Raw genomic sequence first — 12,582 nt, forward strand, 5'->3', positions numbered from 1 at the left:
AATGGGTAGAGATATTTGATAAAGATGGGGAAAAAGGATTTGAATACTCTAGCACCTGGAAGTCCTATTCTAAAGAGGTGAAATTAGCCGCTGTTCTAGATTACACATCGGGGGAATATTCACAATATGAGATTGTTCGAAAGTATGAAATTTCAAGTAGAAGTGTCCTTCAGAGGTGGATTTCCAAGTATAATAGTCATAGAGAATTAAAGGATACGTCGAAGGGAAGGACGAGCTCTATGACTAAAGGGAGACAAACTACTTGGGTTGAACGAATTGAAATAGTAATGGATTGTATAGGGAACGGGAAGGATTTTAAGAAAACAGCTGAGGCTTATGAAGTATCCTATCAACAGGTATATCAATGGGTTAGGAAGTATGAAAATGGTGGAGATGAAGCGCTTAAGGATAATCGTGGTAGAAAAAAAGAAGAAACTGAGTTAACTCCAGAGGATAAGATCAAGTTACAGATGAGAAAGTTAGAAAGAGAAAATGAACGTTTGCGTGCGGAGAATTTGTTCTTAAAAAAGTTAGAGGAGATCGAAAGGAGGCGAAAATAAGCCAAATCCGATTTGAGGACAAGTACATCGCTATTAAGGAACTTCATGAGAAAGAAAATCTAAGCATCTTGTTACTTTGTGATATCGCTGGTATTACACGGGCAGCTTACTATAAGTGGCTAAAGCGTACTCCTTCTGAACGGGAACTACAGAATGAAGAAATTATTAAAGAGATGAAAGACCTTCATGAAGAGGTAGAAGGCATCTATGGATATCGGAGAATGACGATGACCATTAATAGAAAACTTGGGCAAAACTTCAACCACAAACGTTTTTATAGACTAATGAAAGTCGCTGGTATACAGTCTGTCATCCGGCAAAAGAAGAAACGTTATAAGCACTCTATCCCTCAACATGTTGCAGAAAATGTATTAAACCGCGAGTTCACGGCTGAAAAACCAAATGAAAAATGGGTAACTGATGTCACGGAATTTAAATATGGAACATCAAAGAAGGCCTATTTAAGCGCTATTCGTGATCTATATGATGGATCGATTGTGAGTTATGTATTAGGACATTCAAATAACAATAAACTTGTTTTTAAGACCCTCGATCAAGCTACACAATTGTTGGATGGAGACCATCCACTTATTCATAGCGATCGTGGTTTCCAATACACTTCTAACGGATTCAAAAGCAGAATAGACAAGGCAGAGATGACACAAAGCATGTCCAGAGTTGGAAGATGCATTGATAATGGACCTATGGAATCATTTTGGGGAACGCTTAAATGCGAGAAGTATTATTTGCGTAAGTATGGGACTTTTGAAGAATTATCTAAAGCGATAGACGAGTATATATTTTTCTATAATCATAATAGATATCAAAAACGACTAAACGGCCTCAGCCCTATGGAATATAGAGCTAAAGCCGCTTAGGTCATTTTTTATTATTTCCACTGTCTACTTGACAGGGGGCAGTTCACTAGACTTTCTTAGATTCCGTTTTTTTATCAGCATACGCTGAAACACCCTTACCAATTACACGATCTATATCGAGATATGGCTTCCCGCGAAGGGCATCATTCGAAAATATTTCAATGCTTTCTTCTTTTGTATCCTTAGACAACATGACCACCTCCACCCATGGCTTTCACTAGCCATATTTTAGGCAATCAGTGGAATGTTCATTCATTATTTTGCTCTGATTATTTGTTGCGGCTTGGAACCTTGAATTCGTTCAATGATTCCGCGAGCCTCGAGGTCTAATTTTACTGCAGTACAATACCAGGAAGGAGAACCTTCAAAAGTAGGCTTTACGCGAAGGGAAACCTCTTCCATCAGCTCTTTGAATACAATCATTCCTCTTTCATCGATAATATCTAAAATAGTATGTTTAACAAGTTCATATTTTTCTTCATCAATCGTTGCGCCCTTTTTTGCTGGATCCGGATTGAGCAATTGTATTTTCACAGGGTACACCTACTTCCATTCCAAAAATTCCAATCGGTTGCCAAATGGGTCATGAGCATAAAATCGAGTAGCACCTGGAAGTTTATTGTCTTCCATCACATCGACACCATTTTCTTGCAGATGTTGCATTAGGCTTGCAAGGTTCTCTATTTCGAATGCAGGATGTGCTTTCTTCGCAGGAAAAAATGGTTCCTCAATCCCAATGTGGATTTGGACATGCCCAAACTGGAACCAAACACCACCATTTGCTTTTAGAGTTTCTGGCTTTTCAATTTCTTCAAAACCTAATATGTCTTGATAAAAGCGTCGAGCTTGGAATTCGCCACCCTTAGGTGCAGCCAGTTGAATATGGTCAATTGCTTTCATTTTATAGCCCATCGATGTGCTCCCTCTTTTCAACGGTATTTACTCCATCGTACACCTTTTCAAGAGGTAAAAATATTCGGTTAAAATTATACTTCTATATAAGTTCCTCTTATTTACTAGGATACATTCCTTGCAAAAATTTGACTGATTGTGTGATGAGTTCCTTCAATACATCAACGTCAATATCGGCCACCTTGTTGACATAGACACACGCTTTTCCGGTAGTATGTTTCCCGAACTTTTGGAGCAACTCTTCACGCTTTTTGTCTCCTGGGGCAAAATAAAGGCTGATTTTTGCTTTGCGTGGTGAGAAGCCAACTAGTGGTGCATCGCCCTCATGGCCTGACTCATATTTATAATGATAGGAACCAAACCCAATAATGCTTGGCCCCCACATTTTTGCCTCGTAGCCTGTTGTTTCTGTGAAAATATCTAATAGCTTGTATGCATCCTCACGCTTTTTCGGACTATCCACGTTTTCAATAAACTCAATGACGCTACGATCCGTTTCTTTTGTTTTTAATTCGTACATGGTTTTGTTTTGCCTCCTTTGGAGTACTGGTTTGGTAGGATTCTGACTAGTGACAGTATTTTTGTAATAGTGACAGTATTTTTCAGATAGTGACAGTAATATCAAGATAGTGACAGTATTTTTCGAATAGTGACAGTAATTAAAGATTCACATCTATTATAGACTTATTCTATCTTTAATTATAAGGTCATGTTCTGATAAAATGTATGTTCTATCTTTGTATGTTCCTGTAGATTGTAGATTTAGTGAAGTTAGAATGTATTTTGCTGTAGAAATTGACTCTAAGTTGAGAAATTTACGTAATTGTCGATTTGTAATTTTGTTTCCACACAGAAGAATATACTCAATTAAAGAACTAGAATAGGGTTTGTAGGATGAATAGTGGCAAGTTGGGCATCGCCAGACCCTTTGCATCCGTTTCATTGGTAGATAGTCACACTTCGGGCAACGCACTCCCTTTATCAATTCAGATTCTGAGATTCCATATTGCTCTAAGATATCACCCTCGAATGGTGTATGCTTCTTAAGAAGCAATTTTGAGATCTTTTGTAATTGTTTTTTATCCAAAACTTTGTCACGATTACGTTTTTCAAATAACTCTATTTTAGGAATGAAACTTGGGCTTTTAATTACTTTATTGTAGTGTTTGAAATCAGGTGTAGCTGTAATAACAGCAGATTGGTTAGTGAAAATGACGAGGGTTTCGATGGAGATTGAAGGAAACTTAGCTGTTTCTAGTAGTTTAGTAAGCTGTAGTTGGTGTCTGTTAATTTGAGCGATTGGACAAGAGTATGATGTTTTCTTTTCGTTATAGGTTTGAATTAACTGATCAAACTTTCCATCAAAATGTAGTTCTCCGCGGTAATTTTTAGCATCAATGATTAATAGGAATGTCGGACTTATTAGAAGTATGTCTATTTCAAAATAATGATCCCCAGAGACATCTGGTAGTCGAAGATTATGAAAGATGAGGTAGTCTTGCTCTTTTAAAAAGCTTAAATAGTACTCCAGTGATTGTTCCCCTCTATAACCGGCCATCCTTCTGCGATATTCATCATTAATATCTTGGTACTTGGAATGGGATTCTTGCATTCTACTTAGTACGGCTCCTAATTTTCTAAGCCTAAGTGGTAGTTCCAACTCTTTTTTATTCAATAGAATCAACTCCTTTTGACTTCTACAGAAGTTTCTACAAGCATGGCAAAAAACCCTTCAAATTCTAAGGATTTTTTATTGTAACTTTATAATTACGGTTGATAATCTTTGTTTATTGTTTTTTTCATTTACTCCCAATTAATAAATTATCCAATATACCACACTTGCGAAAATCAAAAGTATTCCCAATTCAAACAGGATAAGGATATATTCTTTTTTCTCCCGTTCATACTTCCAATGGATAAAGAAGCGGAATGAATTTAGTATGATAAAAAAGCCTATCAGCACGGGAAATATATGATCGATATAAGACCAAGATATTATAAAATAAAAAATGATTAGTCCAATTTCAACTACGGTTTGCCACTTCGTTACAGGGCGATAGATAAACCCGCTTTTTTTTCTAATGTTGAACTTATTCTTTAAGTACCGGTCACCACCAAGTGCAACCACAAAAGCAACAAGCCCTATTAGCACAAGCTGTAAAAACATAAACAACCTCCCCCTCTATGAATCTATAATCCTATTATATTATTTCAATTATAAAATAATACTACTATCTGACCTAGAATTCCCGTTTAAATGCAACTTCAAAGCTATTTTAAACCATATTTTGGCTTTTGCGAATGAATCTTGGCAACGAATCTATCAAATGCATGCGTATTTTGCATTTACGCATGGTTTTCCTCTCTTATTCTTTTAAAACCATTCCCATCTGGATATTTCTTACAATTACTATCGATTTCGAAGCTGTTTTTACCTTATTTTGGATCTTACGAATGGAATCTGGTTACCTACTCTATCAAAACCATTCGTATTCTGCATTTGCGAATGGTTTTACTCTCTTTTTCTATTAAAACCATTCGCATATGGATATTTTTTACATTTAAGGTCGGTTTTCGATCCCCAATTCCCTTATTTTGGATTTTGCGAATGGAATCTTGTTACCTACTCTATCAAAACCAAGCGTATTTTGCCTTTGCGCATGGTTTTACTCTCTTTTTCTATTAAAGCCATTCACATGTGGATATTTTTACATTTAATGTCTTTCCATACCGATTTTAGACTTAACAATTCCTCGCCTCAAATTTAACATATCCTGGAACAATCCATAAATAAATCCTCCTAATCCAGGTTAAACTAATGGCACGATTTGAATGTAGGAGGCTACGAAGTTGAGTACGATTGAAAATGCGTTATCGATTTTTGCGTTGGGCGGTATCAATGAAATTGGGAAGAACATGTATGTCGTTCAATATGAGGATGACATCTTCGTGATTGACTGTGGAGGGAAGTTTCCAGACGAGAGTCTGCTTGGAATTGATTTGATCATACCAGACCTCACCTATCTCGAGGAAAATCAGGAAAAAATTCGCGGGCTACTCGTTACACATGGACATGAGGACCATATTGGCGGGATTCCTTACTTTTTAAAGAAGCTTAATGTCCCTATTTATGCGACTCATTTTACACTCGGGTTAATCGAACTAAAACTAACAGAGCACAGACTTCTTGCGGATACCAAATTAATTCCGATCGATTCCGAATCTAAGCTTGAGTTCGGAAAGGTCATCATTTCGTTCTTCAGTGTGAATCATAGTATTCCGGATTGTTTGGGGATTGTGTTTGATACGCCTGAAGGAAGGGTTGTCCATACCGGGGACTTCAAGTTTGATTTGACGCCTGTGAATGACCAGCATTCTGATATTCATCGCATGGCCGAAATCGGGAAAGAAGGCGTACTTGTATTATTATCTGAAAGTACAAACGCCGAACGCTCCGGCTCCACACCTTCAGAGCATAAAGTTGGAAACAAGATAGAGGAAGCTTTTATGAAAGCTACTAGGAAAGTGTTTGTTTCAACGTTTGCTTCGAATATTAGTCGGATTCAGCAGGTTGTCGAAGCAGCGATGAAGACTAATCGAAAGCTCGCGTTACTGGGAAGAAGTATGGTGAATGTGGTGGATGTCGCTGTTCAGCGTGGGTATTTAACTATTCCGGATGGTATGCTGATTGATGCGCAACAAGCGAATAGTTTAGCGCCCGAAAAGGTATGTATTTTATGTACAGGTAGCCAAGGGGAACCAATGGCGGCACTCGCACGGCTCTCCAACGCAAGCTACCGGGATGTTCAAGTCTTACCTGAGGATACCGTGATTCTAGCAGCAGGGCCGATTCCTGGTAATGAAAAAAATGTGTCCCGAATTATTGATAATCTGTTCCAGCTTGGTGCAGTTGTATTATATGGGGGAAGCGCCACTGGCATGCATGTTTCCGGTCATGGGTATCAGGAGGATCTGAAGCTTATGCTAACATTAATGAGACCGACCTATTTTATCCCGATTCACGGGGAATACCGCATGCTTTATCAGCACAAATTGCTAGCTGAATCAGTTGGAGTTGACTCAGAAAATGTATTCATTATTCAAAATGGTGATGTCGTAGATGTGAATCATTCTGAGGCAATTCAAACCCGGAAAATACCAGCTGGTGATACATATGTGGATGGAATTGGTGTTGGTGATGTGGGTGACATCATTTTACGAGACCGCAAACAGCTATCAGAGGATGGCATGGTAGTCATTGTTGTCACATTGAGTAGACGTGATCGTAAAATTCTGTCTGGCCCGGATACGATTACCCGTGGGTTCGTGTTCAATCGGGATTCTGAAGAGCTACTTAGAGAAACAAACCGTCGTGTAAAAAAGGTCATTCTGGATCTCCAAAGCGAAAACAGACATCAATGGAATGCCATGAAACAGGAAATTAAAAAGTCTGTTGGTCAATATTTATTTTCACAAACAAAGCGAAAGCCAATGATATTGCCTTTTATTATTGAAGTGTAGGAACAGGAACAGGATCATGATTAAAACGCTAGAACCCTCCATTCGGAGGGTTTTCTCATTTCCACACTTCATCAAGTTTATCAGAATAAAATTCGATTGCCCTCTTGTAGTTTTGAATGGACGTATCGTTTGATGTGTTAGCAATGCTTTTCAAAAGAATTTCCATTGCTTCTTGATGGCGTCCCAGATTATATAGCACCATTGCGTAAAATGATTTCATCGCATGATTTTCTGGAAAAAGCTTCACGCCTTTTTGCAATGTTTGTTCGGATTTTTCATAGTCTCCAAGGGTTCGGTATGTACTGCCTAATCCTAGTAGTGCACCTTCTAACTCTTCATCAGGTAAGCCTAGCTCAATCGACTTTTCATAGTAAGGTACGGCCTCTGTTTCCAAACCCAGCACATCAAAGCTCCAAGCACATTGATAAAGGAGGTGAGCATCATCGGGAGATTCTTTTACCAATCTCAGAATTAATTCATTCGACTCTTTGAGACGTCCTTCTTTACGATACTGAATAACTTTTTCTATCACTTTTGATAAGTCTCCTTATATTCCTCAAAATCTAGTACCTCGATCTGTTCTGACCAATGAAGAACAGTTCCGACAAAGTCCCGGATATCAAGACCCTCCATCTCGTATGTCTCACCATTATTCACAGTTCCAGTACCGTCTTCGATAAAGGTTACCTTATAACCTCTGTCATATCCTGCAATTGCTGTAAACATGCAGCAAAACTCTGTCTCAAAACCTGTAATAAAGATTTGCTTAACTCCTAGTTTCTCTAAAACACTCGCAAGCTCTGTTTGAAAAAAGGCACTCTGTGTTTCTTTTTCCACCACGTAATCCGCAAAATCCCTAACCGATTCATGAATTTCAGAACCCTCTGAGCCTCTATAGAGAGGACTTTCTTCTTGATTGTCTATGTGTTTCACCATAATCACGGGAAGTTCTTTTGCTTTAAAGTCCTTGATAATATGTTGGATTTTTGCAATTTCCAGGTCAAAGTCCTTAAAGTTTACAATTCCATTTTGTACATCAATAACCAATAATGCTTGCATTATACTATCCTCTCTTTTTAAATTGTGGACTCAGCTCACTCCACACATCGAATTTATTTCCATCAGGATCGGAGAACACGAAGTTTCTTCCTGCATGTCCACGGTCCTCAATATCACCGACTTCTATCTTGCGTTCCGAAAAATCTTTATGCAGCATCTCTAAAGCTTGTAATCCATCAACCTCAAAGGTTAGTGAAAAACGTTCATTCCCCTTTGCATCAATAAAATTTGATGTTTGTCCTTCCTTTGCCTGGACGAGGAAAAAGCTTTGGTCAGCAAAATTAAGAATGGCTTTATCGTCGTCGATATAAGTTAGAATGGCACCTAGATTTTCTTCATACCATGATGCTGAACGTTTTACATTTGAAACTGGAAGATATGTCGTGCCAACCCGCAGGAGTTTGTTTGTCATATTATAATCCCTCACTTTTCATCACGTTTCCCCATTGTCATATCGTCAAATGGAGTGTATGTATTACTCGGCAATCTCTTCTTTCGTACCAACTTTATCACTGAAAAACTTACGACTCCGACTACTATTGCTAAGAATACAATGGTCATTGGCTACTCTCCTTTTTTTAGTGCAGCTATTTTACTTCCTAAATAGAGAGTGCACCCCATTATTAATCCACTTAAAAAAATAATGCCGAAATAGATGGGGTGTAGGTGTGTTTCCGCTACGCCACCCCATGGGAATATGAAGTTGTAAACCATAGGAGCTAGCCAAAAGATAAATACATAAGACGCTACTATTGTAAGTATCACAGCTTTCATTGTATACACCTCGCCACCATGTTTGATTCCTAGCCTCAGTACATATATTTCGATTTTGGGTTTCCATTCTCCTTCCATTTTACTAAAGTTTCACGAACTTTATAAATGTTTCACTTGGTCTACACAAGGAACTGCTTCCGAATAGTATGCATGCCAACACAAAAAAGGCCTGACTCTAAAGCCAGGCAAACAATCTATTCAAACACTCCATAATGCATTACGTTTACGTCAGCCCGAACTTGTATATCTGCATTTTCATACAGGTCATTCCACTTTTTCAAATCCCAGCCTCGTGTTCTACTTTTTACCTCGAAACCTATACCTATTGGGTCAATATGTTGTTCTTGAAATTGTTTAATCAGTTTTGCAGCTCTGTCCTCAATATCTTCTGCGACCTCATTTTCAATATTCTTTTTTAGTTGCTTTGTAATGGTATCACCCGAAAATTCCGTGACGTAGGTATCCATTTTTATTTCAATGTTAATCTTTGGAGCACTCAAAGCATCCGTTACACGAAAAGACCTCTCAGAATTTGGTCTCTCAATCCGAATAAATTTATCCGTATTTTCTAAATGCAAAGTAAGGGAGTCCCTTAGTTCTGAATTACCCATGAGAAGTTTAAACACAAATGCATCCCCTAAATCTTCGATTGCCCCCATATACTTATCCCCATCAAAGAGAGCAATGCCCTTTATACTTATTCTACCTCCCTTCTTTTCTAGTAAAGGAAGAATAGGATCCATTCCTTCCTCCATATTGACGGAACGAAAAATATGTAAATTTGTTTTTGGAAGCATACCTATTTTTATATTGTGTTCAATCAAGTCAGAAATTACGCCACCAGCTTCCACTGGCGCTTCTTTCACTTTTAATAGTTCATTCGCACTCTCAGCTGCAACTGCTAAATAAACACGTGAGCCAATAACAGGATGTCTACGAACCTGGTCAATCAGATGAAGTATACCTCTTTCTGCTAACTTATCTTGAAGAACAACCACTTCTAACGTACCAAAAACAACTGGCTTACGTGATTGATTATTTACTAGCTTTATCAGGTCTTCTTCTAGTTTCCCTTGAACTTCATACACATCATTTTCTGACTGCCGATCAGGTTTAAAAATAGGAAATAAGTGGGTAACTTTAATTTGATCTTCCTCCAAGTCATATCCAAGACCGGTTATCAAATTAACATCTTCTACGATTACCTGCCCCACACATCCAGTTAATGTCGCTATTAAAAACAGTGCTACTAACAAAAGCTTTCTCATGATGTTTTCCTCACCTTTTTATAAATCAAATAACTAACAGCAAGTACAGGGATATAAACGTACAAGATATAAAAACCAATCCGCCCCAACATGTCTGTTATTATATAGATTGTTTCGATATCATTTATTAAGCATGTTGGAACATAGATGAGTACTAAAATGACAAGTAGAATGTTTTTTTGCCTAATCTTTAAAATTTGCTTACCAACCCGAGATGCAGCCCAGATAAACAAACATAGATTTGGCAAGATGACTAAAATCCAGGTTGTAATCCCTATATATTCAAATCTTTCAATGATTGGAAAACTAACTATTTTCCACATTGTAAGTGTGGCCCAGATCGTGTGAGATAATTTTGCTTCACTATAATACACAAAGGTGCTAAATGTGATTAAGAGATAAAGAAGTATTGTTGTTACATTGCCAAAATAAGCCCATTTCTCAGACTTTCGAGGATTCTTCAGGAATGGATAGTAAATCAATAGTGTTGAGACTCCCAAAAAGGAGTACGTCATATTCTTTGTTGCCAGCCATATATCATGAACAGAATGAGTGAAAATAGGTAGTAGATGCCGGGGTTCGCCAAAAAAGAAGGGTATGATAAAAGTCAGGGATAAATACGCAGGAATGACAATCCCAAAAAAGCATATACCGGTAACACTTCGGAATCCTTTTGAAACACCATAATAAACTAAAAGAAGGTAAATCAAAGAAAACTGCCAAACCTTCAAATCTGAAAACATCCATACCTGAATAACCATAAGGAACGAGCGGAGAATAGTGAAGGCTTGAAGTGTAAAATAGATGATAAAACAAGCATTCAATACATTTCCAATCCACTTTCCAACTAATTCTTGATGAATCGTATGGAGGTCACCATTTGATGCATGTAACATTTTATACATGAGCCAAATCACGATATGTATCATGATACCCGTAAGGATGACTGCCATCCACGCATCATACCCCGCATGCTGTGCGATATGGCGTTGAAAGCCCAAAATCCCTACCCCAACCTGTATCCCATGAATAAGATAAAAGACCAGAAAATGAGAAATCCGCGCCTGATCCTTAACATTTGTGTCCATCATTCACCAACTCTTCCCTTACACTTAATCATCAATGTCTTTCTTCTGTTTCGCCTTTTTTGTGCTAAATCGAACTGTGCTCTCTGTTTGAAGAGCGACTGGTCTTTTGGATTGAAAAGAAAATGGTAAACGGATAAATGAATCCTTAAAATCCCTCGTTCTTGGCGGATAAATCGGTTCCAAATAAGGTCTTCCAATCGAAGTCAAATTGACTAAATGTATCATTACAAAACAAAAACATAGTGCTATACCTGGTAACCCAAACATGAATGCGGCAAGTAAAAACGGAAATCGCAGGAATCGGATCGTGTTGCCCATTTGATAAACAGGTGTTGTAAACGAACCAAGTGCCGCAAGAGCAACAATAATTAACAGCACATTACTGGCCAGTCCAGCCTCAACTGATGCTGTTCCCAACACGATACCACCCACGATACCGATGGTTTGTCCGATTTTAGTTGGAAGTCTTGCTCCAGCTTCTCGTAATAGCTCGATCGCTACCTCGAGAAATAATGCCTCTAAAATTGGTGGCAACGGCACCCCTTGTCTTGATGCTACTAGAGTTATCAAAAGCTCCCTTGGAATCAACACATAGTGATAGGTGAGCGTTGCTACATAAACTGGAGTAGCCATAATGGAAAACAACACACTAATAAGTCGGATTAACCGAAACCCTGAAGAAAGCAGCCAATTTAAATAATAATCCTCAAACGAAGAGAAAAATTCCAAAAAGGTCGCCGGCAAAATAATCGAATGCGGCGAACCATCAACCAAAACAACAATACTTCCTTCCACTAATACGGAAGTAACACGATCAGGCCTTTCTGTATCCAGTGACTGCGGAAATGGAGACTTTGAATTATCAGATAATAACTGTGGAATATATGAGCTATCAACAACATGATCGATTTGTATATCCTCAATTCGCTGCCGGATTGTATTCACATTTTCTTCGTTGGCTATACCTTCTTTGTACAAGATTGCAACTTTTGTTTTCGTTTCCTCTCCTACCTTGATTTCTTCAATCGTTAGCATTGTATCTGGCAGACGATTGCGGATAAGATTAATATTCTTGTTGATATTCTCTACAAATGACTCTTTCGGTCCAACAACACTGAACTCAATCTCTGGAGGCGAGACCTGCCGCCCTTCCTTCTTCACACAATTAATCAGTGCACATTGCGTATCACTCTCTGATAGTAGGACCAATACAGCCCCTCGCAAGATCTTTGATTTCACTTTATTAACGTCATTAGTAATGGTAATACTCTCAATCGGAACTGCCTTTTTCACATCGTCTAGTGTTACTACCGGGAGTTCATTTACATTTTTCAGAATATCTCGATGTAGAATCTCTGAATCCACGATGGAACTAAAATAGTAGATGTAGAACCCCTGCGGTGATTGCGGATTGTAATATTCCACAAAATCCTTTGATTTTTTCAGGTCAACAAGCAATTCAGAAATTGTGGTATATTCCTTTTCCTGTTTCTTTTTTTGCTTAAACAATGGAAATCCCGCC

The 12,582-nt window shown here is 38.2% G+C and carries 14 protein-coding genes and 1 pseudogene; 2 read left to right on the plus strand and 13 right to left on the minus strand.

Going from position 1 to position 12,582, the window contains the following annotated elements; all coding sequences use genetic code 11:
• Positions 1 to 140: 140 nt before the first annotated feature.
• A pseudogene (locus ACWNMY_RS07770) lies at positions 141 to 1,438 on the plus strand (IS3 family transposase); the annotation flags it as partial.
• Positions 1,439 to 1,484: 46 nt separating this feature from the next.
• On the opposite strand, the gene ACWNMY_RS07775 reads toward ACWNMY_RS07770, so the two are convergent.
• The 6 genes from ACWNMY_RS07775 to ACWNMY_RS07800 all read right to left on the minus strand — a co-directional run bounded on the left by ACWNMY_RS07775 (position 1,485) and on the right by ACWNMY_RS07800 (position 4,517).
• Positions 1,485 to 1,631, minus strand: coding sequence for a hypothetical protein (locus ACWNMY_RS07775; RefSeq protein ID WP_449537663.1), 147 nt, complete (start codon positions 1,629 to 1,631; stop codon positions 1,485 to 1,487).
• Between the two features lie 62 nt (positions 1,632 to 1,693).
• Complete coding sequence (locus ACWNMY_RS07780; protein WP_449537664.1) at positions 1,694 to 1,972, minus strand: DUF6958 family protein; 279 nt, start codon at positions 1,970 to 1,972, stop codon at positions 1,694 to 1,696.
• A gap of 9 nt (positions 1,973 to 1,981) precedes the next feature.
• The gene (locus ACWNMY_RS07785; protein WP_449537665.1) at positions 1,982 to 2,350 is read right to left on the minus strand and encodes a VOC family protein; all 369 of its coding nucleotides are present in this window, start codon (positions 2,348 to 2,350) and stop codon (positions 1,982 to 1,984) included.
• Between the two features lie 97 nt (positions 2,351 to 2,447).
• On the minus strand, positions 2,448 to 2,870 hold the full coding sequence (locus ACWNMY_RS07790) for a DUF1801 domain-containing protein (RefSeq protein WP_449537666.1): 423 nt from the start codon (positions 2,868 to 2,870) through the stop codon (positions 2,448 to 2,450).
• A 156-nt stretch (positions 2,871 to 3,026) separates the two neighbouring features.
• On the minus strand, positions 3,027 to 4,025 hold the full coding sequence (locus tag ACWNMY_RS07795; RefSeq protein ID WP_449537667.1) for a nuclease-related domain-containing protein: 999 nt from the start codon (positions 4,023 to 4,025) through the stop codon (positions 3,027 to 3,029).
• A gap of 138 nt (positions 4,026 to 4,163) precedes the next feature.
• Positions 4,164 to 4,517 (minus strand): DUF4181 domain-containing protein, encoded by a 354-nt coding sequence (locus ACWNMY_RS07800; RefSeq protein ID WP_449537668.1) that lies wholly within the window; start codon positions 4,515 to 4,517, stop codon positions 4,164 to 4,166.
• A 683-nt stretch (positions 4,518 to 5,200) separates the two neighbouring features.
• Here ACWNMY_RS07800 and ACWNMY_RS07805 point away from each other — a divergent pair.
• Positions 5,201 to 6,871 carry a ribonuclease J gene (locus ACWNMY_RS07805; RefSeq protein WP_449537669.1) on the plus strand — a complete coding sequence of 557 codons (1,671 nt, stop codon included), beginning with the start codon at positions 5,201 to 5,203 and terminating at the stop codon, positions 6,869 to 6,871.
• Positions 6,872 to 6,926: 55 nt separating this feature from the next.
• Here ACWNMY_RS07805 and ACWNMY_RS07810 read toward each other — a convergent pair whose 3' ends face one another.
• From ACWNMY_RS07810 to ACWNMY_RS07840, 7 genes are all read right to left on the minus strand, one after another.
• Positions 6,927 to 7,403 (minus strand): tetratricopeptide repeat protein, encoded by a 477-nt coding sequence (locus ACWNMY_RS07810; protein WP_449537670.1) that lies wholly within the window; start codon positions 7,401 to 7,403, stop codon positions 6,927 to 6,929.
• Positions 7,400 to 7,930, minus strand: coding sequence for a cysteine hydrolase family protein (locus ACWNMY_RS07815; protein WP_449537671.1), 531 nt, complete (start codon positions 7,928 to 7,930; stop codon positions 7,400 to 7,402). Before ACWNMY_RS07815 ends, ACWNMY_RS07810 begins: the two co-directional genes overlap by 4 nt.
• A 4-nt stretch (positions 7,931 to 7,934) precedes the next feature.
• The gene (locus tag ACWNMY_RS07820; protein WP_449537672.1) at positions 7,935 to 8,342 is read right to left on the minus strand and encodes a VOC family protein; all 408 of its coding nucleotides are present in this window, start codon (positions 8,340 to 8,342) and stop codon (positions 7,935 to 7,937) included.
• Between the two features lie 11 nt (positions 8,343 to 8,353).
• Positions 8,354 to 8,491 carry a FeoB-associated Cys-rich membrane protein gene (locus ACWNMY_RS07825; protein WP_449537673.1) on the minus strand — a complete coding sequence of 46 codons (138 nt, stop codon included), beginning with the start codon at positions 8,489 to 8,491 and terminating at the stop codon, positions 8,354 to 8,356.
• A 407-nt stretch (positions 8,492 to 8,898) separates the two neighbouring features.
• Complete coding sequence (locus ACWNMY_RS07830; RefSeq protein ID WP_449537674.1) at positions 8,899 to 9,972, minus strand: Ger(x)C family spore germination protein; 1,074 nt, start codon at positions 9,970 to 9,972, stop codon at positions 8,899 to 8,901.
• Positions 9,969 to 11,063 carry a GerAB/ArcD/ProY family transporter gene (locus tag ACWNMY_RS07835; RefSeq protein WP_449537675.1) on the minus strand — a complete coding sequence of 365 codons (1,095 nt, stop codon included), beginning with the start codon at positions 11,061 to 11,063 and terminating at the stop codon, positions 9,969 to 9,971. Before ACWNMY_RS07835 ends, ACWNMY_RS07830 begins: the two co-directional genes overlap by 4 nt.
• Before the next feature lie 21 nt (positions 11,064 to 11,084).
• On the minus strand, positions 11,085 to 12,569 hold the full coding sequence (locus tag ACWNMY_RS07840) for a spore germination protein (RefSeq protein ID WP_449537676.1): 1,485 nt from the start codon (positions 12,567 to 12,569) through the stop codon (positions 11,085 to 11,087).
• Positions 12,570 to 12,582: the final 13 nt, after the last annotated feature.

Source organism: Ferdinandcohnia sp. Marseille-Q9671 (genome assembly GCF_976954385.1).